The 23753-nt window shown below is 46.9% G+C and carries 18 protein-coding genes; 4 read left to right on the top strand and 14 right to left on the bottom strand.

Annotation, left to right across the window (positions count from 1 at the left end):
* Positions 1 to 20 precede the first annotated feature (20 nt).
* On the bottom strand, positions 21 to 2225 hold the full coding sequence (locus tag F5971_RS02485) for a hypothetical protein (RefSeq protein WP_223116231.1): 2205 nt from the start codon (positions 2223 to 2225) through the stop codon (positions 21 to 23).
* 196 nt (positions 2226 to 2421) lie between these two features.
* Here F5971_RS02485 and F5971_RS02480 point away from each other — a divergent pair, with 196 nt between their 5' ends.
* Positions 2422 to 3909, top strand: coding sequence for a uracil permease (locus F5971_RS02480; RefSeq protein ID WP_036507111.1), 1488 nt, complete (start codon positions 2422 to 2424; stop codon positions 3907 to 3909).
* 91 nt (positions 3910 to 4000) lie between these two features.
* On the top strand, positions 4001 to 5479 hold the full coding sequence (thiI, locus tag F5971_RS02475; protein WP_036507102.1) for a tRNA uracil 4-sulfurtransferase ThiI: 1479 nt from the start codon (positions 4001 to 4003) through the stop codon (positions 5477 to 5479).
* 34 nt (positions 5480 to 5513) lie between these two features.
* On the opposite strand, the gene F5971_RS02470 is transcribed toward thiI, so the two are convergent.
* The 10 genes from F5971_RS02470 to sdhC form a co-directional block, all read right to left on the bottom strand.
* On the bottom strand, positions 5514 to 6470 hold the full coding sequence (locus tag F5971_RS02470) for a YbgA family protein (RefSeq protein ID WP_193493820.1): 957 nt from the start codon (positions 6468 to 6470) through the stop codon (positions 5514 to 5516).
* Between the two features lie 139 nt (positions 6471 to 6609).
* Positions 6610 to 7491 (bottom strand): succinate--CoA ligase subunit alpha, encoded by an 882-nt coding sequence (gene sucD / locus F5971_RS02465; protein ID WP_036507100.1) that lies wholly within the window; start codon positions 7489 to 7491, stop codon positions 6610 to 6612.
* 2 nt (positions 7492 to 7493) lie between these two features.
* Positions 7494 to 8660 (bottom strand): ADP-forming succinate--CoA ligase subunit beta, encoded by a 1167-nt coding sequence (gene sucC, locus F5971_RS02460; RefSeq protein ID WP_193493817.1) that lies wholly within the window; start codon positions 8658 to 8660, stop codon positions 7494 to 7496.
* Between the two features lie 130 nt (positions 8661 to 8790).
* On the bottom strand, positions 8791 to 10227 hold the full coding sequence (gene lpdA, locus F5971_RS02455) for a dihydrolipoyl dehydrogenase (RefSeq protein WP_036507098.1): 1437 nt from the start codon (positions 10225 to 10227) through the stop codon (positions 8791 to 8793).
* A 39-nt stretch (positions 10228 to 10266) separates the two neighbouring features.
* Positions 10267 to 11481, bottom strand: a complete 1215-nt coding sequence (odhB, locus tag F5971_RS02450; RefSeq protein ID WP_036507096.1) for a 2-oxoglutarate dehydrogenase complex dihydrolipoyllysine-residue succinyltransferase — start codon at positions 11479 to 11481, stop codon at positions 10267 to 10269.
* Positions 11482 to 11529: 48 nt separating this feature from the next.
* Positions 11530 to 14361 carry a 2-oxoglutarate dehydrogenase E1 component gene (locus tag F5971_RS02445; protein WP_081763681.1) on the bottom strand — a complete coding sequence of 944 codons (2832 nt, stop codon included), beginning with the start codon at positions 14359 to 14361 and terminating at the stop codon, positions 11530 to 11532.
* A 311-nt stretch (positions 14362 to 14672) separates the two neighbouring features.
* Positions 14673 to 15377 carry a succinate dehydrogenase iron-sulfur subunit gene (locus F5971_RS02440; protein ID WP_036507094.1) on the bottom strand — a complete coding sequence of 235 codons (705 nt, stop codon included), beginning with the start codon at positions 15375 to 15377 and terminating at the stop codon, positions 14673 to 14675.
* Positions 15378 to 15389: 12 nt separating this feature from the next.
* Positions 15390 to 17162, bottom strand: coding sequence for a succinate dehydrogenase flavoprotein subunit (sdhA, locus tag F5971_RS02435; RefSeq protein WP_036507091.1), 1773 nt, complete (start codon positions 17160 to 17162; stop codon positions 15390 to 15392).
* 3 nt (positions 17163 to 17165) lie between these two features.
* Entirely contained in the window at positions 17166 to 17513 is a 348-nt protein-coding gene (sdhD, locus tag F5971_RS02430) for a succinate dehydrogenase, hydrophobic membrane anchor protein (protein WP_036507089.1), read from the bottom strand.
* Positions 17507 to 17884: a succinate dehydrogenase, cytochrome b556 subunit gene (gene sdhC / locus F5971_RS02425; RefSeq protein ID WP_036507087.1), complete on the bottom strand. Its 378-nt coding sequence runs from the start codon at positions 17882 to 17884 to the stop codon at positions 17507 to 17509. Before sdhC ends, sdhD begins: the two co-directional genes overlap by 7 nt.
* A 446-nt stretch (positions 17885 to 18330) precedes the next feature.
* Between sdhC and gltA the strand changes: the two genes are divergently transcribed.
* Positions 18331 to 19611, top strand: a complete 1281-nt coding sequence (gltA, locus tag F5971_RS02420; RefSeq protein ID WP_036507085.1) for a citrate synthase — start codon at positions 18331 to 18333, stop codon at positions 19609 to 19611.
* 73 nt (positions 19612 to 19684) lie between these two features.
* Here gltA and rlmKL read toward each other — a convergent pair whose 3' ends face one another.
* Positions 19685 to 21844, bottom strand: coding sequence for a bifunctional 23S rRNA (guanine(2069)-N(7))-methyltransferase RlmK/23S rRNA (guanine(2445)-N(2))-methyltransferase RlmL (gene rlmKL / locus F5971_RS02415; protein ID WP_246187745.1), 2160 nt, complete (start codon positions 21842 to 21844; stop codon positions 19685 to 19687).
* Between the two features lie 289 nt (positions 21845 to 22133).
* On the opposite strand from rlmKL, the gene rmf reads away from it, so the two are divergent.
* Positions 22134 to 22340, top strand: coding sequence for a ribosome modulation factor (gene rmf, locus F5971_RS02410; RefSeq protein WP_081763680.1), 207 nt, complete (start codon positions 22134 to 22136; stop codon positions 22338 to 22340).
* Positions 22341 to 22409: 69 nt separating this feature from the next.
* Here rmf and F5971_RS02405 read toward each other — a convergent pair whose 3' ends face one another.
* Together F5971_RS02405 and F5971_RS02400 are read right to left on the bottom strand one after the other, a co-directional pair.
* Complete coding sequence (locus F5971_RS02405; RefSeq protein ID WP_193493814.1) at positions 22410 to 23432, bottom strand: quinone-dependent dihydroorotate dehydrogenase; 1023 nt, start codon at positions 23430 to 23432, stop codon at positions 22410 to 22412.
* 62 nt (positions 23433 to 23494) lie between these two features.
* Positions 23495 to 23722 (bottom strand): DUF2835 family protein, encoded by a 228-nt coding sequence (locus F5971_RS02400; protein ID WP_036507081.1) that lies wholly within the window; start codon positions 23720 to 23722, stop codon positions 23495 to 23497.
* Positions 23723 to 23753: the final 31 nt, after the last annotated feature.

Genomic DNA, 23753 nt, shown 5'->3' with positions numbered 1-23753 from the left:
AAACAATACTATGAATAAGGCTACTCAGAAACCTCATTCACCACCTCAGCGGGTAAGCGATCAAGATTGCTCACTTCAGTCGTTATTGGAGTCAACAGTGGCTCAAACCATCCTGCAAAATACCCCACTCCCGCTAAAATCAGTAACAGGAAAATCGCTATTATCCATTTAGGCGATTTTTGATCGGCAAAAGGGTCGTAATGCGTGCGCTTGGCACCTTTGGGTAAGCTCGCCACACCAGTAAGTGAGCCACCGAAGGGAATATTAATTCGAGCACGCGTATTCACTGCCCAACCGTTCGCATCTAACAAGGGGCCTAAATTACGCTTTCGCAGTTTTAACGAAGCCAAGAGCATGGATGGACCGGATATTAATAGCATGATGATGATAAAAACCAACGGGATTTGCCACAAGGGAAGCTGTAACAAAGAAGAGACTATAGCAGCCAGTGCCGTCCCCAGTGCACCGAATGCCAACCCCACCGCTGCAAAAATACCCGCAAACTTTGCAATATCAAATGCCTGTGCAGATACAGCTGGCTTAACGCCTTCGGCTAAACTGGCAGAGGACCTGTCCTCTACAGCTTTATCTTTCGCAGCAGCAAATTTTTGTATTTGCTCACCTATCATCCTCGCAATACGTTTGTAAGGCGACCAAAACGCCTGCCGAACACTAATCGGATTTTCAATCACCTTCACCACTGATGCATGCCAATCTCGACCATGGCGATCATAAAAAACCCCATTGCGACCCACCACCATCATATCGTCAGCGTCTCCTCCCGTCATCGCTGCGACAATGGTCATCGGAGACTCACCTAAACGAGTGCATTGACAATAGACAAGATAGGCTCCGCTTAAACTGGCCTGCTGTGAATGTCTGTCCAAATCTGAAACACGCAAACACAACTCGCAACTGCGCTGATCGAGGTAGAGTGTTCCCGCCTGGAAGATAGCTTTGCGTTTTCCACCGTAGAAATCCGACAAATTAACGTAGTTTTTAAGCAAAACCACTAGATCTCGGTTGTAGCGTGTCAAGCGCTCAACCCCTTCAACCAACTCTGCGGCCGTTTCTGCATTCAGGTCGCGCTGAATTAAATCCGCTAGCGCCTCATAGACATTACCGGCCAACAGACCTCTTAACTCCATAATGTCCATGGATGCTACAGGGCTGTCTGGTTTTTCTTGCATCCATTGACGGAAAGAGGTGAAACGTGCTGACAAATCGCTCCATGACTGAAGGGATAAAACATCACAATCACCCAAAATAGGTAAAATAACATCGGCTTTAAAGCGTTGAATCAAATCCGACCAAGCAGGGTTAACCCCTTCATTGAGGGGCAAATCTTTACCCGGTCCTACTAACGCCAAGGGCAAAGCCGCAACGCCTTCTGTTTTATCATGAAGCTGTTGATTTGCTAGGGATTGATACAACTCATCTGCAGGATTCAAAGAGACAGCGGCCTTCTCATCAAAAACTGCAAGCTGACACCGAGTGAAGAAGTCATCCACTTTCGCCTGAATAAGTGCAAACAAATCAGCCGCTGCGGCTGTGCTTTCACCTAAGGGTAAAATATCTTGTGAAGACAATTCAGCTTTTGCTAACCAATCAGATAAAGCATGCGCATCATTGAAAAATTGATCTAATGTATTTTGATTGATGCCAGGCTGCCCACTTCTGTCCATTTGCTCGCCATAACAGGCCATAATATGGCCAATGGCTTGAATTAAGGTTTCATCATTGGTGAGCTGAACCGGAATAATACCGTCACCATTGTAATGATCAGGAGTAAACAGTTGGGTGGTATCTGACACATCTTCGATCGTGATAACATCCGCATTGCCTTTGCCAAGGTATTGTAAGATCTGTTCGGCAGTTGCAAGCAGCTTAGCTCCCTCTTCATCCTCATGATTGATTGCCTCTAGAGGCAAGCGATCACCCTCTTCAAATAAAATATCAGGTGCCTTGAGCACTTTAATAACCCAACGGACGGCACGAATAATCTCAGGCGCACGTATACGGCCATCTCCATCGTTATCCAGTAACGCAAGGGTGCGCGGATCAAACTCTAATCCAACGGTTGGGCAGGCTAGAACAGACCAAAGTTTTTGATCCAACTCAGCCAAGTGCCTCAAATCGTCTGCATTTTCAATTTGCACCTGATCAAAGCCCCCTGAACGAAAAAACCGCCAAGGATAAGAGCCTGTTACGAGTGATGAGCGCATAGAGAGTTCCTTAAGATAGTCGTCCAGTTGTCGTCCAGAGTCGAATAGACTAATAAGTCTAAGACATTTTGCATTTTACTCCTCATCGCCCCCTGCATAGAAACAGTTTTTTTAATTCGTGAAATATAAATACAAGGATAGGGAAAGCCTTGTTAGGCTGTTAAAATGCTCCGCTTTTACACAAGTAGAGCCCCCCATGAACGAAAAAACCTTCCATTACCCTTGGTATAAAAAAGAAGATACGGATGCTTTCTTTGCACTGTTCCAGAATAACATTGCTAACTTTGTCATTATTGCTATCTCCATGCTCGGCATGGGTTTTCCGGCCGAGATTGTCTTCGGTAAAGTGCTACCAGGTGCTGCCGTTGCCGTTATGTTTGGTAATTTTTACTACGCATGGAGTGCGGCTCGGCTAGCTAAAAAAGAACAACGTACCGATGTTACGGCTTTATCCTACGGGATTAGTACACCTGTGATGTTTGTCTTCTTATTTGGCATTTTGCTACCGGCTAAAACCCTGACTGGAGATGCTGAACTGGCGTGGAAAATCGCGGTGGCGGCGTGCTTAATTAGCGGTGTGATCGAAATCTTAATCAGCTTCATTGGTAACTGGGTGCAAAAAAACCTACCCCGAGCCGCGATGCTGGGAGCTGTTGCAGGTGTCGCCTTGACTTTTATTGCGGGGGAGATGCTGTTCAAAACACTGGAGATGCCAGTCATAGGTTTACTGGTCATCGCCATTATTTTGGTCGGACTGGTCGCGCGTGTCAGCCTTCCTTTCAATATTCCGGCATCGCTGTTTGCCATAATTATCGGAACCGCACTGGCGTATCTAATGGGCGAAACCGATACGGTCAAACTAACTGAAGCTTTTACGCATTTTGGTTTTTACCCTATTTTTCCTTCTTTTGCTTGGCTTGAGGGCTTAGGCATGCTGTTTGGTGTCGGGGCTGCGCTGATTACTGTGATTCTGCCTATTACGCTTTATAACGCCATTGAAACGATGAACAATGTTGAGGCGATGGAAGCCGCTGGTGATAAATACGATGTACGGGAGTGTCAAGCCGTTGACGGTGTAGGTACGTTGCTCGGTGCTGTGTTTGGAGGTCTATTTCCAACCACAGTGTACATCGCTACTGTTGGTGCCAAGTGGATGAATGCTGGCCGAGGCTACAGTTTGCTCAATGGTTTGGTCTATGTGTTAGCCACCTTATTTGGATTGATTGCGGTGTTGGCTGCCTTAATTCCAGTTGCCGTTGTCGCGCCTATTCTAGTGTTTGTCGGTATGTCGATGATTGCGACCAGCTTCCAAACCAATGATACTCGCTACTACCCAGCGGTCGCCTTAGCCATGCTTCCCTACTTCGCCAACTATCTGTCGACACGTTTTGGGCGAGGCGCCAGTGAGGTCATGGCCGGTATTTCTGAGGGAATTGTCCCCTTAGGTCAAGGCGCGATGTTTACAGCCATTCTACTGGGTGCCATTGCCGTCAGTGTGATCGACCGCCACTTTAAACGTGCAACCGTATTTGCGCTGATTGCAGCGGCTCTCTCTTTCATCGGGCTAATGCATGCTCCAAAGCTCGGCTTTTATGCAGCACCGGACTTTGTACAAGGTTATCTGATCATGGCGGCCTTTTTTGCTTACTATGTCGTCAAAGCGCCGACAGCAAAAAGCAGTTAACAAATAAAAACTGCCAAAGCCCCTTATTTTCCATTAAAATAATGGGCTTTTTGTCGCATCGTCGGCGACCAACCTAATCAACACGTATCGCATGAAATTTATTATTCGCCTCTTCCCCGAAATCACGATAAAAAGTCGTGGTGTCCGTCAGCAGTATATTAAGCAGCTGAAAAAAAACATACGCCACTTGGTTAAACCCATCTGTGAGCTTAGCCGCGTTGGTGGCTGCTGGGATTTACTGGAAGTCGAAACCGATCCAAGTACATCGACTGCCCAGATTCAAGCCATCAGCGATGCGCTGACACGAATCCCCGGTATTCATCATTTTATGGAAACGCAAGAACACCCACTGCCGGATATTGAGGGAATCTGCACGCTGACTCTCAGTACGGTGGCCGAACGTTTGCAGAATAAAACCTTTGCCGTGCGGGTTCAGCGAGCCGGGATTCATTCCTATAGTTCCTTGGAGCTTCAAAGGAAGGTTGGTGCTTATCTGTTGGAGCATTCCTCCGCAGCCGGGGTGAATCTGACATCACCCGACGAGCTTGTACTGTTGCAAATACACCACGATCGACTGTTTATCGTAGGCAGGCGTCGTGAGGGACTGGGTGGCTACCCTTTGGGAACACAGGAGAATGTAGTTACGCTGATGTCTGGCGGCTTTGATTCAAGTGTAGCGGCCTATCAAATGCTGCAACGAGGCATCTACACCCACTTTGTTTTCTTCCGTTTAGGCGGAGCTGCTCATGAGGAGGGCGTCAAACGGGTGGCCCATTATCTTTGGTCGCAATACTGCCAGTCCCATCAAGTTAAGTTTGTTACCGTGCCTTTTGAAGGCGTCGTCGAGCATATTTTGACGCACGTCGATCAGGGACTCATGGGGGTAATACTTAAACGAGCAATGATACGTTGTGCTGATCAGTTGGCCCGAAAGCTGAAAACCTCGGCACTCGTTACGGGCGAAGCGATTGCACAAGTATCCAGTCAAACGCTGACCAATCTCCAAATCATTGATCAAACGGTTCCCCGATTGATTCTCCGCCCCTTAATCAGTGCTAACAAACAGCTGATTATTGACCAAGCGCGGGCTATTGGTGTTGCTGAGCTTTGCGAACGAATTCCGGAATATTGTGGTGTCATTAGCCAGCGCCCGACCTCTCGTGCAAAATTAACCGAGATCGAAGCCGCAGAAGATGCAATGGACTCGCTGGTTCTTCAAGACGCCGTCACATCTGCCGTATTCCAGTCGATTACACAGGTGCTCAACGAAACTCCCGACATACCTCAGGTTGAAGAAGGACAGATTGCAAGCGAGCCGGATGATCGAGTGGTGATTATCGATATTCGTGCACCCGACGAACGTGAGTCTTCACCGTTAAAAAACCAGGGATATCCCGTTATCGAACTGCCCTTTTATCGACTTCACTCCCAGTTCGCAAACTTGGATCAGAGTAAAGAATACTGGTTATATTGCGATCAAGGCATCATGAGCAAACTGCAAACTCAGAACCTCCTGAGTGCTGGATTTAGCAATATCAAAATCTGCCCTGCTCGTTTACTAGCAGAGTAATCCGTACAAAAGCGGTCTGATTAGACCGCTATTCTCAATAGCCGTAATGGAGTTTGAGCGCTTGCGGATGTGGGTTTAAATACACTTGCTGCGCAATATATTCTTCATCAAACTCGTTGAGATAATGACGAATCAAGGTAATGGGGACTAACAACGGAAGCAGTCCTTGGTTATATTTAGCAATCGATTCCGTCAACTCTTGCTTTTGTTTAGGCGTAAGCCTGTCGGAAAAAAATCCTTGTATATGCTGTAACACATTGGTGTGATTTTTCCGTGTCGCTGGATGCATCAGTGCTTGCATAAACAATTGATAGTACTGCTCTGCGTCTTGTTCAATATCATCACTGAAGTTCGCAACATAACGGCCCAATTCACGGTAGTGTGCCTGATGATGCGCCAACAATAAGAATTTATAACGGGTATGAAAAGCGACCAACGATTGGCGCGTGATGCCTTCATGCTTAAGCGTTTTCCAGGCGTGGTTTGCAAATACACGTGTAATAAAATTTTCTTTTAAGACGAGATCATGTAAGCGGCCATCCTCCTCTACGGGAAGGTAAGGATAGATCCGCTGCAAATTCGCTGTGTAAAGCCCTACACCTGATTTACGGCTATACCCGGTACGACCATCATATACCCTAACCCGCTCCATGCCACAGGACGGTGATTTTGCACAGACAATATAGCCACTTAAATAATCAAGCGTTGAGATCCGCTTTTCACTAAAGGCCTGCATAGCATCGGTAACATCAAAGCTTTTATCAGAGGCCAATAAGCGCATGCCTGACTCTTCCTGAACCAAACGTATGGTCGGTCTAGGTGTGCTTAATCCTATGGCCATTTCAGGACAAACAGGCACATACGAAAAGACCTGGGAAAGCTCCTGCATGCAATACTGAGAGGCTTTATGACCGCCATCATAACGGACCTTTTCACCGAGCAAACACGCACTAATCCCTATTTGGATACTATCTGGATTAAACTGGCTCATGCTGGTTTGATACTCCTTTGTCGTGTGTATTTGTCGACACGACGCCAACTCAGCCGTCATGTTTACGAATAACGTTAGCAGCTTAAAACAAAAAAAGCAGCTTTCGCTGCTTTTTTGAGTAGAGACTAGGACGTCGTAATTACTTAGTCGCCCAACCCGTTACTTCAGCCAGAGCCTTGCCGATATCAGCCAGTGAACGAACAGTCTTCACACCAGCGTCTTCAAGTGCTGCGAACTTCTCGTCTGCAGTTCCTTTACCACCAGAAATGATTGCGCCCGCATGGCCCATACGCTTACCAGCAGGAGCCGTAACACCAGCAATGTAAGATACAACAGGCTTAGTCACGTTTGCTTTGATGTAAGCAGCCGCTTCCTCTTCAGCAGAACCACCGATCTCACCGATCATAACAATCGCTTCAGTCTGTGGGTCGTTCTGGAAAAGCTCCAGAATATCGATGAAGTTAGAACCTGGAATTGGGTCGCCACCGATACCCACACAAGTGGATTGACCGAAGCCTGCATCAGTAGTTTGCTTAACCGCTTCATACGTCAGTGTACCTGAACGTGAAACGATACCCACTTTACCTGGCAAGTGAATGTGGCCAGGCATGATACCGATCTTGCACTCACCCGGAGTGATAACACCTGGGCAGTTAGGACCAATCAAACGCACACCAAGCTCATCACACTTCACTTTACACTCAAGCATATCCAACGTTGGGATACCTTCAGTGATACAAACGATCAGCTTAATGCCACCGTTTGCAGCTTCAAGGATAGAGTCTTTACAAAAAGCAGCAGGTACGTAGATAACCGATGCTTCAGCACCCGTTGCTTCAACCGCTTCAGCAACAGTATTGAACACAGGTAAACCTAAGTGCTCAGTGCCGCCTTTGCCTGGAGTGACACCGCCGACCATTTTCGTGCCGTATGCAATCGCCTGCTCTGAATGGAAGGTACCTTGACCGCCAGTGAAACCCTGACAGATGACTTTAGTGTCTTTATTAATCAGAACGGACATGATTATTTACCCTCCGCGGCTTTTACAACCTGCTGTGCAGCATCAGTCAAGCTGGTCGCTGCAATGATATCAAGACCGGATTCAGCCAGACGCTGAGCGCCGAGTTCAGCGTTATTACCTTCCAGACGTACAACAACAGGAACGTTAACACCAACTTCTTTAACCGCACCGATAATACCATCAGCAATCAGGTCGCAACGAACGATACCACCGAAGATGTTAACCAATACTGCGCTGACAGTGCTGTCAGACAGAATGATTTTGAACGCTTCAGTTACACGCTCTTTGGTCGCACCACCACCAACGTCCAGGAAGTTAGCAGGTTGGCCACCGTGCAACTTAACAATGTCCATCGTACCCATTGCAAGACCTGCACCGTTTACCATGCAACCGATGTTACCTTCAAGGGCAACATAGTTAAGCTCCCACTGAGCCGCATGCGCTTCACGCTCGTCGTCTTGTGACGGATCGTGCATCGCTTGAAGATCTTTGTGACGGTAAACCGCATTGCTGTCGATGACAATTTTTGCATCTAGGCAGTGAAGGTTGCCAGCATCAGTGATAACCAAAGGGTTGATCTCTAACAGAGCCAAATCTTTTTCTTGGAACATTTTCGCAAGACCCATGAAGATCTGTACGAACTGCTTGATTTGGTCACCTTGCAAGCCCAGTTTGAACGCCAAATCACGACCTTGATAAGGCTGAGCGCCTGTCAACGGATCGATAGTGGCTTTCAAGATTTTTTCTGGCGTTTCATGAGCAACTTTCTCGATCTCAACACCACCCTCAGTAGACGCCATGAAGACGATACGACGGCTAGAACGATCAACAACAGCGCCCAAATAAAGCTCATTGGCGATATCTGTGCAGGTTTCAACCAGAATTTTGGTAACAGGCTGACCATTGGCGTCTGTCTGATACGTGACTAAACGCTGACCCAACCATTTTTCAGCAAAAGCTTTAGCTTCTTCAGGAGAAGAAACAAGCTTTACGCCACCTGCTTTACCACGGCCACCAGCGTGAACTTGAGCTTTAACAACCCACTTATCACCACCGATTTTTTCAGCAGCTTCAGCTGCTGCTTCTGGGGTATCTACCGCGAAACCTTTGGAAACCGGCAGACCATATTGAGCAAACAGTTGTTTGCCTTGGTACTCATGAAGGTTCATGTTCTAATCCGTTGAATTATCGATTATACATGCGCAACTTTAGTAAACAGGGTTACTAAGGTTGCACGCACTTTAGACTGCGTTCAAAAAGACCGGACTTTTGGCCCGGTCTTCATTTGCAACCCTTCGGTTAGCGTTTTTTACGATTCGCAATGTGGATGGCGTGATTATCCACTGCAAGTGCGGCTTCGTGAACCGCTTCACTCACGGTTGGGTGAGCGAATACCGTCATTTGCAAATCCTCTGCAGTAGCACAAAACTCCATTGCGATAACGGCCTGAGCGATCAGCTCGGAGGCGATACCGCCTACGATATGAACGCCCAGAATTCTGTCAGTCTTTTCGTCTGCGATCATTTTGACGAAACCTTCCGTCGCATTGGCAGCCATCGCACGGCCTGATGCCGCAAATGGGAACTTACCAACTTTAATCGCTACACCTTCATTCTTAAGTTCTTGCTCGGTCTTGCCGACCCAAGCCAACTCAGGGAAGGTGTAAATGATGTTCGGGACACAATCGTAGTTTAATTGCGCTTTGTGGCCAGCAATGATATCGACAACCATGATGCCTTCTTCAGACGCCTTATGCGCAAGCATAGGACCACGAACAATATCACCAATCGCATAGATACCTGGTGCATCGGTACGGCACTGCTCATCAACAAAGATAAAGCCACGCTCGTCCAGCTTGACACCAGAGTCGTCAGATACCAAGTTTTGAGTTAATGGACGACGACCTACAGCAACAATCAGCTTATCAACGACCAAGCTTTGTTCACCGTTTGCATCGGTGTACTTAACGGTCACTTCGTTACCGTTAACTTCAGTTCCCGTGCAACGCGCACCCAGCTTGATGTCTAAACCTTGCTTAGTCATCAGCTTGTAGGCTTCTTTTGATACGTCTTGGTCGGTAACAGACAAGAATGTATCCATTGCCTCAAGTACAGTAACTTGCGATCCACAACGAGCCCAAATTGAACCCATTTCCAAACCGATAACACCTGCACCGATGATACCTAAGCGCGCTGGAACCTCGTCAATATCGAGAGCTCCCGCATTATCAAGAATCAAACCTTCAGTTAATGGCGCTGGTGGGATCTCGACAGGCACAGAGCCTGCCGCTAATACGACGTTTTCAGCAGCATGGAGGCTAACATTGCCATCTTTATCCGTTACTTCAACTTGCTTATTGGCAAGAAGACGACCTTTACCTTGCAGCAGAGTAACGCCATTTGCTTTGAATAAACCCGCGATACCACCGGTTAAGTTCTTAACGATTTGATCTTTGCGAGCAACCATTTGCTTAGGGTCGATGTGTACGTTTTCAGCCACAATACCCTGCGCAGCAAACCCGTGCTGTGCTTCATGCATTTTGTGTGTCGTTTCGAGCAGTGCTTTAGAAGGAATACAACCTACGTTTAAGCAAGTTCCACCTAAAACAGGTGCACCTTTTCCGTCAACCCATTTTTCAACGCAGGCTGTTTTCAAACCTAACTGAGCTGCACGAATCGCCGCAACATAACCGCCAGGGCCGGCACCAATCACTATGACATCAAATTTTTCAGACATTCACTTATCCTGTTTTAATTCGTTGATTACGGATGTTACTTAGACTTCAAGCAACAGACGTGCAGGGTCTTCTAACAGATCTTTTATTGTAACCAGGAATTGTACAGCCTCTTTTCCATCAATCATACGATGATCGTATGACAATGCGAGGTACATCATTGGTAAAATCACAACCTGACCATTCACAGCCATTGGGCGCTCTTGGATCTTGTGCATTCCCAAAATAGCTGTTTGTGGTGGGTTCAGAATGGGCGTAGACATCAATGAGCCAAAGACACCACCATTCGTAATCGTGAAGGTTCCACCCTGCATATCGTCCATGCCAAGCTTACCATCACGGCCACGCTTACCAAAATCAGCGATGGTCGCTTCAACGTCAGCCAAGCTCATGCTGTCTGTATCACGCAATACTGGCACCATCAAACCACGCTCAGTGGAAACAGCAACACCGATGTCTTGGTAGCCATGGTAAACCATGTCATTACCATCAATCGATGCGTTTACGGCTGGGAAGCGCTTCAATGCTTCCGTCGCCGCCTTAACGAAGAAGGACATGAAGCCTAAACGAGTGCCACCATGAACTTTTTCAAACAGATCTTTATACTGCTTACGAAGCTCCATAACAGGCTTCATGTTGACTTCGTTGTAGGTGGTTAGCATCGCGGCATTTTGTTGTGCTTCAACTAAACGCTTAGCAATGGTGGCACGCAAACGCGTCATAGGAACACGCTTTTCAACTCGGTCACCAACAGGAACATTAATAACAGCGGCAGCAGGTTTAGCTGCAGGCGCTGGAGCCGCTGCAGCTACAGGAGCGGCTGCGCTTGGATTGTTGATGTAGTTTTGAACGTCTTCTTTGGTGATCCCACCATTTTTGCCTGTACCTTGAATCTTACTGGCATCCAAGTTGTTCTCGTCGATCAACTTACGGGCAGCAGGTCCAATTTTTTCAGCATCCGTTGCAGTCACATCTGCAACAACTGCAGTTGCAGCCGCTGGCGCAGCACTTGCAACAGCCCCTGCTTCAAAAATAGCGAGAACTTCTTCGCTTAATACTGTATCGCCTTCACCCTTGATGATGGATGCAAGCACACCATCAGCAGGCGCAACGACTTCCAGAACAACTTTATCCGTTTCTATATCAACGATGAGCTCATCAGCTGCACACGCCTCACCAGGTTGTTTGTGCCAAGTTGCAACGGTACCGTCTGCAACGGATTCCGGGAATGTTGGGGCTTTAATTTCGATACTCATGCTCTTTCCTTCTATATGCTGCACTGATGTTCTTGTGAGAACGTGTTATTAACCATTGATCGCTTCGTTAACCAACTGCTCTTGCTGCTCAACGTGAACAGAAATGTAACCCACAGCTGGCGCAGCCGCATGGGGTCTACCCACACCTTCCAAATGAAGTGAAGGATTATGCTTCTGTAAAACGTGACGCATGTGATGCTGACTGCAGTACCACGCGCCTTGGTTCATTGGCTCTTCTTGACACCAAACCACCGACTCAAGGTTGGTATATTCTGCAATTGTCTGACCTAAGATCTCTTCAGGGAAGGGGTATAATTGCTCAATACGAACAATTGCCACATCCTCTTTTGCCAATTCTGCACGACGATTGTAAAGGTCATAATAAACCTTGCCGCTGCACAGAACCAAACGTTTAACGTTTGCTGGATCTAGTTTATCGGCCTCACCAATCACAGGCTGGAAGCTACCTTCTGCAAGATCTTCAAGTGAACATGTCGCTTGCTTATGACGAAGCAAAGACTTCGGCGACATAACCACCAATGGTTTTCTTAAAGGACGCGTAATTTGACGACGCAATAGATGGAAAATCTGAGAAGGCGTCGTGGGAACACAAACTTGAATGTTGTGCTCAGCACAAAGCTGCAGGAAGCGTTCAAGACGTGCAGATGAGTGCTCAGGTCCTTGACCTTCAAAGCCATGAGGCAACAGCATGGTTAGACCACACAGACGTCCCCACTTATGCTCACCACTGGTAATGAACTGGTCGATAACAACTTGTGCGCCATTGGCAAAGTCACCGAACTGAGCTTCCCAGATCACCATCGTATTTGGCATGGTCGTGGCATAGCCATACTCAAACGCCAAGACAGCCTCTTCTGACAAGTAAGAGTCGTAAATATCAAAGTCAGGCTGGTCGTCTGCTAAGTGTTGCAATGGAACATAGGTGCTCGCATCCTTCTGATGATGCACAGCCGCATGACGGTGCGAGAAGGTACCACGACCCACATCCTGACCGGTAATACGAACCGGGTGACCTTCTGCCAACAAGGTTGCGTAGGCAAGGGTTTCAGCAAAGCCCCAGTTGATTTCCATGGCACCTGCCGCCATGCGCAAACGGTCATCGTAAATTTTCTGTACTTGCTTTTGAATCGCAAACCCTTCTGGGAAGCGACACATTTTTTGCCCAAGTTCCTGCAGAAGTTTAATGTCAACACGAGTGTCAGCCTCAAATGACCACTGATGGCCTAAGTAAGGCTTCCAGTCGACAAACAATTCAGTGTTTGGCTCAAGCACCAGTGCGTTCGCAACATGCTCACCGTTTTCTAAGGCTTTACGGTAGGCCTGCTCCATTTCTTTACAGTCTTCAGCCGTTAGCACGCCTTCATCAACTAAACGCTGCGCATAAAGCTCACGTGTTGTTTTCTGAACCTTAATCTGCTGATACATTAAAGGCTGAGTGCCTGATGGCTCATCGGCTTCGTTATGACCTCGACGACGGTAACATACCAGGTCGATAACCACATCTTTGTTAAAGGCATTACGGTAATCAAGTGCAAGCTGAGTCACAAAGCGAACAGCTTCTGGATCGTCACCGTTCACATGGAAAATCGGTGCTTGGACCATTTTGGCAACGTCTGTGCAGTATTCAGTCGAACGTGCATCTTCTTTTTTAGACGTTGTAAAACCAACTTGGTTGTTAATGACCAGATGGATCGTCCCGCCCGTTTTATAAGCACGGGTTTGAGACATCTGGAAGGTTTCCATGACGACGCCTTGACCAGCAAATGCAGCATCACCGTGAATAGAAACCGGAATAACTGAGTTGCCAACTTCATCTTCACGACGATCTTGGCGTGCACGAACCGATCCTTCAACCACTGGCGATACAATTTCCAAATGGGAAGGGTTAAAGGCCATGGCAAGGTGAACTTCTCCACCTGGCGTCATCACATTGGATGAAAAACCTTGGTGGTATTTAACGTCACCTGATGTTTCAAGGGTCTTTTTACCCTCAAATTCGCCGAAAAGATCGGATGGGTTTTTACCAAAGATATTGACCAGTACGTTTAAACGACCACGGTGCGCCATGCCGATAACCACTTCTTTAGCGCCTTCTTTACCTGCACGCTGAATCAGTTCATCAAGACATGGAATGAGAGATTCACCCCCTTCAACACCAAAACGCTTAGCACCCGCGTAACGAGAGCCTAAATACTTTTCAAGCCCTTCTGCTGCCGTTAAACGCTCAAGAATGTGTTTACGCGTTTCAGCTTCAAGCACTGGGCTTGAGCGCACAGGCTCCATACGTGACTGAATCCAGCGTTTTTCCTGAGTATCAACAATGTGCATATACTCAACACCTACGGATGAACAGTAGGTCTTTTTCAAATCTTCGACAATGGACCGCAGTGGCGCTTCTTCAGGGCCAAAAAACAGCGAACCCAATTGGAATTGTGTATCGTTATCGGCTTCAGATAGTTCGTGGAAACGAAGATCTAAATCAGGTACAGGCTCACGCTTCAACAATTTCAGCGGATCAATCTGTGCAACCTGATGCCCGCGAACTCGGTATGCGTTAATCATACGCAATACACGAATTTGCTTTTTCTCATGTTCAGAACTGACGCTCGCAACAGCTGCGGGCAGAGCGCGACGCTTATTCTTAGACATGGCTAAGAAATGATCACGTATCGGAGAGTGGGGAATATCCTGCGTAATGTTTTGAGCACTTACAGGTAAGCGGTCAAATTCTTCGCGCCACTCTTGTGGAACAGCGTTTGGATCCATGAGGTATGTTTCGTAAAGTTGTTCTACGTATGAAAGATTTCCACCGTATAGGTGTGCATTCTTCCACATCAGCTCCATCATGCTGTCTTGCATTATTTTTTCACCCTGAGTCTGGAGGAAGCTATTCGATAAGGCTGCACCATATCCTTAACGTTTAGAACGCTGCCTCGCTGCTAATTACCGATTGTTGTAATGTTTGCCAGCCGCTGTATCAGCCTAATTACATCAGGCTATTTTACGACGTTTAGGCATAGGTTAACACAGATCATGCACATGAAATTCTACAGAAAATAAGCTTCCACGTAACATAGACCTTTGGGTACTGAACGAGTCTCATTGTAACATTTTGTTATATTATTATAATAAAAACGGCGCATAAGCGCCGTTTTAAGGGAAAGTACTAATCAGGTCGCACGCTGCAAGAGCATATTTCTGATTTTACCTATCGCCTTGGTAGGGTTTAACCCCTTAGGACAGACATTCACACAGTTCATGATACCATGACAGCGGAAAACACTGAATGGGTCATCAAGCTCAGATAAACGCTGATCACGAGCGGTGTCACGCGTATCGGCTAAGAATCGATATGCCTGCAGCAAACCAGAAGGCCCAATGAACTTATCTGGATTCCACCAGAATGAAGGACAGGCCGTTGAACAACATGCACATAGAATACACTCGTACAAACCATCCAACTCAGCACGATCTTCAGGTGATTGCAAACGCTCGATTGCAGGCGCAGGCGTATCGTTGATCAAGAAAGGCTTAACCTTCTCATATTGACGATAAAACTGCGACATATCGATGACGAGGTCACGAATCACAGGCAAGCCAGGAAGCGGGCGCAATACCAGCTTATCTTTTTCAACCACTTGCGACAAAGGCGTGATACATGCCAAGCCGTTTTTGCCATTCATGTTCATACCATCCGAACCGCAAACACCTTCACGGCACGAACGTCTAAACGTTAATGTTGTGTCTTTCTCTTTCAGCAGCTGAAGGAGATCCAACACCATGATGTCTTTTCCACCAGGAATATCTATATGGATATCCTGCATATAGGGTGCATTGTCCTTTTCAGGATTATAGCGATATACACTTACCAGCATTATAACAACCCCTTAGTAAGTTCTAATCTTCGGTGGGAACGCGTCCATAGTTTTAGGTGCAAAGTTAACTGCACGCTTACCTATACGCTTTTCTACCGGGAAATAGACCGAATGGCACAACCAATTTTCATCGTCACGCTCAGTGAAGTCATTACGAGCATGTGCACCACGTGATTCTTTACGCTCAACAGCTGCAATCGCTGTCGCTTCCGCCACTTCAAGTAAGTTTTCCAACTCAAGTGCTTCGATACGTGACGTGTTGAACGCTTGGCTCTTATCTTCTAGATACAGGTTTTCGACTTTCTTACGAATATCTTTTAATAAGCCCAAACCTTTTTCCATGCTAGGACCGTCACGGAACACACCAAAATACAATTGCATTGTACTTTGTAGTTCTTTTCTGACATCAGCAACACGCTCACCTGACGTTGAATTATTCAAACGATTGAGACGTGCCATTGCCGCTTCGACGTCAGCATCTGTGGCGTCTTTAACTTCGTAGCCTTCACGCATTTGCTCTTCAATGTGCATGCCCGCTGCACGACCAAAGACAACCAAGTCAAGCAGTGAGTTACCACCCAGACGGTTTGCACCATGCACAGACACACACGCCGCTTCACCACAAGCAAACAGACCCGGCACCAAGTGATCAACACCCTCAGCATCAGGCGCTAATACTTGACCACCGATGTTAGTTGGCAATCCACCCATCATATAATGGCAGGTTGGCACAACGGGGATAGGCTCTTTAACTGGGTCGACAGCCGCAAAGGTCTTAGAAAGTTCACAGATACCTGGCAGACGAGAATGAAGTACTTCTTCACCCAAGTGATCTAGCTTAAGCAACACGTGATCACCATCAGGTCCACAACCACGCCCTTCAAGAATCTCTAGGATCATTGAACGGGCAACTACATCACGACCCGCCAGATCTTTCGCATTCGGTGCATAGCGCTCCATGAAGCGTTCGCCGTCTTTATTGATCAGGTAACCACCTTCTCCACGACAACCCTCTGTTACCAGAGTACCCGCACCGGCAATACCGGTTGGATGGAACTGCCACATTTCCATGTCCTGAGCAGGAACACCGATGCGCAACGCCATACCTATGCCGTCACCTGTGTTTATCAATGCGTTAGTGGTTGACGCGTAAATACGGCCTGCGCCACCAGTTGCCAACACTGTTGCTTTACACTTGATGTAAACGGTTTCACCGGTTTCAATGCAAATTGCAATCGTTCCGACGACGGCACCGTCTGCATTTTTGACCAAATCAACGGCATACCACTCATTCAAAAAGGTGGTGCCCGCTTTCATGTTCGCCTGATACAACGTATGCAATAACGCATGCCCAGTACGGTCAGCCGCTGCACAGGTACGAGCCGCTTGGCCGCCCTCACCAAAGTTTTTAGACTGACCACCAAATGGACGCTGATAAATGCGACCTGTCTCTGTACGTGAGAAAGGCAATCCCATGTGGTCCAATTCGAATACAGCTTGCGGTCCGACAGAGCACATATATTCGATAGCGTCTTGATCTCCGATGTAATCAGATCCCTTGACGGTATCGTACATGTGCCAGCGCCAATCATCATTAGGGTCCGCACTTGCAATTGCACAGGTAATACCACCTTGCGCTGATACCGTATGAGAGCGTGTTGGAAACACTTTTGTCACGCATGCGGTTTTAAGACCTGATTGCGCCAACTGCAAAGCAGCACGCATACCAGCACCACCACCTCCGACAACAATCGCGTCGAAACTTAATGTACGAAGATTAGACATCTCTTAAGCACCCCACAGAATCTGAATGCCCCACACAACGTAAATAAACGCGAGCAGGCCACATACGGACTGAAAAACAAACCGAAGGCTAGTAATCTTGATGTAGTCAGTTGAAACTGACCACAGGCCTATCCAAGCGTGAGCCGCCATAGACAAGATTGCTAACAACGTAAAGATACGCATAGCCGTGCCTGAGAACAGACCGCTCCACTGTGCATAATCCAGACTTGGGTTAAAAAGAAGATACCCGATCATAAAGATCGTATATGCCATAAGGACAACAGCGGTTACGCGCTGCATCATCCAGTCATAAAGACCACTACGGCCAAAACTCGTAATGCTAGTTACCATATCCACACTCCTGCAAGAAGGACTAATACGCCAGCTACGATCAACGTAACTTTAGCGGCCTGTTTGCCACTTTCCAATTCTTCACAGTGACCCAAGTCCATGACTAGATGCTTGACTCCTGCTACGAAGTGGTAAAGCAAGGCAGACACAAGTCCCCACGCTATCAATTTCGCCAAGAAGCTATTGTTCATTAAGTCAGAGGCAGCGGCAAAGCCAGCCTCAGACTCGAGCGATAGCCCAAGTAGATACACTGCAAATATAGCGCCGAAGAACAACGCTACACCTGTTACGCGGTGCAGAATGGATGTGATCGCCGTAATCGGCAATTTAATCGTTTGAAGATCTAAGTTTACAGGTCTTTTTTTGTTCACGGCTCTAGTTCACACTTTTGGGTCCCTTTGCAGGACTTGGTTGTTTGGAAGTGCTCAGAAGCAGTAGCTCGGGATGCCGAACTGGCATTGCACATTTGTGGCATTGCACACATAAGTACAATGTCAACTCAGGCCACGGAGTATAGTCACTTCAACCCTTGAATACAACGCGATATCACGCATGTACAACAATGGTCTAAGCATAAACCGTGGCTTGCAGAGCATGCCTTTCTTCGAACCCACGTATTATAAGGCCATTTCTCATGAGTTGATCACCTCCGTTCGAATTTTTTGATGTTGCGGCGCAATATTCGCCTTTAGGTTTAATTGACAATCGCGTGACAAACTTTATAGTTGTACCGTCCTTAACTAGGTCAATTCTCAACAGTGTAATCAAACGACTGGTCACAAGTCGTTGTAATTAAACCGAATGATAGGAGCCAACTATGGCTGACAAGAAAGCACGTTTGACGGTCGATGGTCTGGATGGAACGATTGAATTACCCGTTTACTCCGGAACAGAGGGCCCCGACGTCATTGATGTTCGTCCTTTGACTAGCAAAGGCCTATTCACATATGACCCTGGCTTCGTGTCGACTGCGGCCTGTGAATCACAAATTACTTACATCGATGGCGACAAGGGCATTCTTCTGCATCGCGGATACCCAATCGAGCAACTCGCTGAAAAGTCTGATTACTTGGAAGTTTGCTACTTATTACTAAACGGTGAACTCCCAACCGAACAACAAAAAGCTGTTTTCAACAACACCATTTCCAATCACACAATGGTGCACGAGCAACTAAGCGCCTTCTTTAAAGGTTTCCGCCGCGATGCGCACCCCATGGCGATCATGTGTGGTGTTGTCGGCGCTCTATCTGCCTTCTACCATGACTCACTGGACATCAATAATGCGCATCACCGCGAAGTTTGTGCGTATCGTTTGATTGCAAAAATGCCCACGTTGGCGGCCATGTGTTATAAGTATTCTATTGGCCAGCCATTCATGCATCCACGCAATGACAACACCTATGCTGAAAACTTTTTGCGTATGATGTTCTCAACGCCCTGTGCAGATTACGTTGCCAACCCAATCCTTGTTCGCGCAATGGATCGAATTTTCACACTGCATGCTGATCATGAACAAAACGCATCAACATCTACCGTTCGTTTGGCGGGCTCATCAGGCGCCAATCCATTTGCATGTATTGCTGCTGGCATTGCGGCTTTATGGGGACCTGCACATGGTGGTGCAAACGAAGCAGTACTGACCATGCTGGAAGAAATCGGCGACGAAGCCAATATCCCAGAGTTTATTCAACGCGCCAAAGACCCTGAAGACTCTTTCCGCTTGATGGGCTTCGGACATCGCGTCTATCGCAACTTTGATCCGCGCGCAAAAGTCATGAAGAAAACCTGCGATGAGGTCTTAGGTGAGCTCGGAATCGAGAACGATCCATTATTAAAAATCGCAACTCGCCTTGAAGAAATTGCACTAGAAGATCCGTACTTTGTTGAGAGAAAACTCTATCCAAACGTCGACTTCTACTCAGGTATCATTCTGAAAGCAATCGGCATTCCAACAAGCATGTTCACAGTTATATTTGCACTGTCTCGCACCATTGGCTGGATTTCCCATTGGAACGAGTTCCATTCAAGCCCCAACCGTATTGGTCGCCCACGCCAGCTTTACACAGGCGCTAAAAAGCGTGACTACCCTTCTGCATAATTAAGCCTTAGGTCTTAAAGCCCTCCTAACCTCACCAAAGGTGAGTCTTAGGAGGGTTATCCACCCTGACTCTTTATACCTGACTATGCTTGATTTCAAAACAGCAATGTATTTTTGCATTGCGCTTAAAATCAGGATCAATCGTGCTTGCTGTCACATCTTTCACTTCATAGGCGTGAAGCGCATCGCTGTCTAACTTGAAACGACGATAATTATTGGAAAAAATCAACAAACCCTCTTTTTTAAGCAAGCCCATCGCCAAGTGAATCAACCGAACATGATCTCGCTGAACATCCAACACCCCTTCCATTCGTTTTGAATTTGAAAAAGTTGGTGGATCCATAAAAATCAAATCATATTGCGCAGATGACTGACGCTCCAACCATTTGAAACAATCCTCTCGCACAAAATGATGGTTCGAATTATCCAATCCATTCAAGGCGAAATTGCGACGCGCCCAATCAAGGTACGTGGACGACATATCAACACTCGTTGTTCTACTAGCACCGCCCACCGCTGCATGCAAGCTAGCTGTCGCCGTGTATGAAAATAAATTAAGAACATTTTTACCTTGAGCAATCGACTGAATCTTGCGGCGCACTGGCCGATGATCCAAAAACAACCCCGTATCAAGGTAATCATGAAGATTCACCCACAGCTTACAACCTAGCTCCGTCACCACAAAAAAATGGTCGGTGGTATCATGACGCTCATACTGCTCCGTTCCCTGCTGGCGCTTACGACGCTTAACGACAATTTGTTGTGGCTTTTTGTTCATCACCTGAGCCACCGCTGCAACCGCTTCATTAAAGCGGCTAAACGCTTTTACAGGATCAACTGACGAAGGCGCCTGATACTCCTGAACAATCACTTCGTCACCGTAGCAGTCGACAGCCACAGCATATTCTGGAATATCCGCATCATAAACGCGATAACACTCAATCCCTTCTTTTTTAATCCATTTCCCTAAGTTTTTTTGATTTTTTTGAATTCGATTCGCGACCATTTGCGCAGACTCCGTCAGCTCAAGCGTTTTCGCTTCATCTTGAACTCGATCCTCTTGCGCAAAGACTTCATATAAAAACAATCGGCTCTCTAAGGCACCATTAAACAACTGGTAGGAGCGCTGCGCCTTCAGTTTCATGACCTTGCATAGGTCAGGATTTGATGTAAAGACCGCCGCTCGCCACCCCTCAAATTGGCTTCGTAACTGCTGTCCCAGCAATTGGTATAGGCACATCAGGTTTTCGGTTTCGCCCAACCGCTCACCATAAGGCGGATTGGTAACCAATAAGCCCTTCTCAATATCCTGGGGACACTGAAGTCCACTTAATTCGGACAACTCAACGCGAATAAACGCACTTAAACCAGCCCGACGTATGTTTTCTTTCGCTTTATGTAAGACCTTCTCATCTTGATCAAAGCCATAGAATTGTGCGGTAAGGGCGACTTTTCCAGCTTCTGCTTTCGCATGCGCTTCATCGCACAACTCCTTCCACAACCCACGGTCATGCGTTAACCAATGGGTGAAGCCAAATTGGTGTCGATACAAGCCAGGGGCAATATTCGCTGCAATCATTGCCGCTTCGATCAGCAAGGTGCCAGATCCGCACATAGGATCTAACACCGCATCAAACACGTCTTTATTCCACCCAGCTCTCAGTAAGACAGCGGCGGCCAAATTTTCTTTCATTGGCGCTTCACCTGCTTGCTGGCGATAGCCTCTTCGATGCAAACTCTCACCCGACATATCAAGCGAAACTGTCGCTTGCCCTTTCGCTAGATGAACATTGACACGTATATCCGGCTGCTGCTTTTCAATAGAGGGGCGCTGACCTGTTGCACCGCGTATTTGGTCAACAATAGCGTCTTTAACCTTTAACGCCCCAAAGTGAGTGTTATTGATGGCGTCACTACGGCCGTTAAAATCAACACTGAGGGTCCCTGAAGGACGCATCAGCTCAAGCCAGTCGATGGACTGCACTAGGTCATACAACGCGTCAGGCGTTGCTGCAGGAGCCTCAGCTAAGCGCAATAATACTCGACTCGCTAAACGAGACTCTAAACACAATCGATACCCTAGAGTTTTATCGCCCTCACACGCAACGCCCGCTACCGTTTGTTTAGCTGATATGGCACCGAGTGCGTTAATTTCGTCTAGAAGAAGCGCCTCCAACCCTTTTGGACAGGTTACAAAATAGGATATACCCATCGCATCATTCTGAATTGGCATGTTTAGTTCGCACCTCAACATTTATTTGTTTAACTTTAATGACTAACTGAAAAATTTTCATCCATAAACACATGTTTGAAATATTTACTCAATCAGTTGATTATATTCATATTTTTGCAACTGCACACACAAACTTACTATCAGCACCTTTAACAACCATAGCAAATTTCAATCGCAAAAGATTTTTATTTACGTTATTAATGAAGGTGTGAGTATAGTGAACTCACGGCCACTCGCGAAGTGCAATTAGCCTTCGCGCTATGATAAATAGAAACATGAGAGGCGTACTATGAGAAAACAGAAACGTGACCGCAGCTCCACTCTGTACAACCGTGGTTTTAATGCTGGCATCAGCGGAAAATCACGCGAGGAATGCCCAGTTAACAACGCGGATATGCGAAGTTGTTGGATGACAGGATGGCGTGAAGGACGCGAAGCACATTGGAACGGCATGTCTGGCGTTTCTGCAATACAGATAAACCCGTCACTTGCTTAAACTTTCTATTATTATCACTTAACAAGATGCTCCGGATAGCCTTTTCTTAGGACTTTCCGGAGTCAAAGATCAACGTATTTCTGCAATTGCTTTAACAGAGTCTCGAATAAGGCCGGGCCCCTGGTAGATAAATCCTGTGTAGATCTGCACCAAACTCGCACCCGCTTGAATTTTTTCTGCCGCATCAAAACCTTCAGTAATACCGCCCACCCCAATAATGGGGACACTGCCTTTCAAGTGCTTAGACAACGCCATAATTGCAGCTGTAGAGCGATTTCGAACAGGCGCACCACTGAGACCGCCAGCCTCTTCCGCCCACTGACACCCTTCCACACCGTCTCTAGAGAGGGTGGTATTCGTTGCAATCACCGCATCCATTTCATAGGCCTTAAGGGAGGCTGCCACCAACTCAAACTCTTCAGGCCCCATATCCGGTGCAATCTTGAGTGCTATAGGTACATAACGCCCATGAACCTTACTCAGTTTTGACTGCTCGGTTTTCATGCAATCCAACAAGCTGTTCAATGACTCACCGAATTGAAGCGTCCGCAGTCCAGGTGTGTTCGGAGAAGAAATATTAATGGTGATATAGCTAGCACGAGAGTATACCTTGCGCATGCAATAGAGATAGTCATCGTTTGCTTGCGCATTCGGTGTATCTTTATTTTTCCCAATATTAATGCCCAAAATACCATCGTAACGACAGTTCTCGAGGTTCTTAAGAAGCTGATCAACACCATCATTATTAAATCCCATTCGATTAATAATGGCCTGTCGATCCTCTAAGCGGAAGAGTCTCGGCTTGGGATTACCTGACTGAGGCTTAGGCGTGACAGTGCCGACTTCAATAAAGCCAAATCCCATCGCAGCCAAACCATCAACAGCACTGGCATTTTTATCAAGACCCGCAGCCAAGCCAACCGGATTAGGAAAACGTAACCCCATGACCTCCACAGGTAAATGCATAGGCTTTGAGCCTATTAACTGCTCGAGTCCAACACCAGAAAGCAGATTCATTCCACCAAGGGCAAGGTTATGAGAAGTCTCAGCATCCAGCTTAAACATCAGTGATCGTGCAAGTGTGTATAACATCGCAATCCCAGAGTTTATATACAATTTCGTCCATTATAATCTTTGCAAGGATCGAATGACAGTCATCCGTTTGACATCCTATCAATCTGAATCAGCTTTCCCTCTTCCGAAAAATAAATAATAAAACTGCCATTTACACCATGGTGAGATAAAAAGCGCGTAAAGACTGAAGCAGGTAGGTGAAAACGTCGACCATCCCGCGCCCGCACGGAGACACGGGAGGCCACGCCTTTGTAGTATTTCAGAAACTCATTTCGAGTAATTTTGACATCTAACACTGCGTATTTCATTCAAACTGCCAAACAAGCGCAGGCAGTTTGA

This window comes from Nitrincola alkalisediminis, assembly GCF_009821115.1.
Classification (GTDB): Bacteria; Pseudomonadota; Gammaproteobacteria; order Pseudomonadales; family Balneatricaceae; genus Nitrincola; species Nitrincola alkalisediminis.
This window is presented reverse-complemented; position numbering and strand designations above follow the sequence as displayed.

Coding starts and splice junctions, on each gene's coding strand:
- F5971_RS02440 (WP_036507094.1), bottom strand. CDS start 15,377: ATGCTGGTAAGTGTATATCGCTATAATCCTGAAAAGGACAATGCACCC.
- sucC (WP_193493817.1), bottom strand. CDS start 8,660: ATGAACCTTCATGAGTACCAAGGCAAACAACTGTTTGCTCAATATGGT.
- F5971_RS02485 (WP_223116231.1), bottom strand. CDS start 2,225: ATGCGCTCATCACTCGTAACAGGCTCTTATCCTTGGCGGTTTTTTCGT.
- sdhD (WP_036507089.1), bottom strand. CDS start 17,513: ATGGTAACTAGCATTACGAGTTTTGGCCGTAGTGGTCTTTATGACTGG.
- sdhA (WP_036507091.1), bottom strand. CDS start 17,162: ATGTCTAATCTTCGTACATTAAGTTTCGACGCGATTGTTGTCGGAGGT.
- F5971_RS02480 (WP_036507111.1), top strand. CDS start 2,422: ATGAACGAAAAAACCTTCCATTACCCTTGGTATAAAAAAGAAGATACG.
- sucD (WP_036507100.1), bottom strand. CDS start 7,491: ATGTCCGTTCTGATTAATAAAGACACTAAAGTCATCTGTCAGGGTTTC.
- gltA (WP_036507085.1), top strand. CDS start 18,331: ATGGCTGACAAGAAAGCACGTTTGACGGTCGATGGTCTGGATGGAACG.
- F5971_RS02400 (WP_036507081.1), bottom strand. CDS start 23,722: ATGAAATACGCAGTGTTAGATGTCAAAATTACTCGAAATGAGTTTCTG.
- F5971_RS02445 (WP_081763681.1), bottom strand. CDS start 14,361: ATGCAAGACAGCATGATGGAGCTGATGTGGAAGAATGCACACCTATAC.
- F5971_RS02405 (WP_193493814.1), bottom strand. CDS start 23,432: ATGTTATACACACTTGCACGATCACTGATGTTTAAGCTGGATGCTGAG.
- F5971_RS02470 (WP_193493820.1), bottom strand. CDS start 6,470: ATGAGCCAGTTTAATCCAGATAGTATCCAAATAGGGATTAGTGCGTGT.
- lpdA (WP_036507098.1), bottom strand. CDS start 10,227: ATGTCTGAAAAATTTGATGTCATAGTGATTGGTGCCGGCCCTGGCGGT.
- rmf (WP_081763680.1), top strand. CDS start 22,134: ATGAGAAAACAGAAACGTGACCGCAGCTCCACTCTGTACAACCGTGGT.
- rlmKL (WP_246187745.1), bottom strand. CDS start 21,844: ATGCCAATTCAGAATGATGCGATGGGTATATCCTATTTTGTAACCTGT.
- odhB (WP_036507096.1), bottom strand. CDS start 11,481: ATGAGTATCGAAATTAAAGCCCCAACATTCCCGGAATCCGTTGCAGAC.
- thiI (WP_036507102.1), top strand. CDS start 4,001: ATGAAATTTATTATTCGCCTCTTCCCCGAAATCACGATAAAAAGTCGT.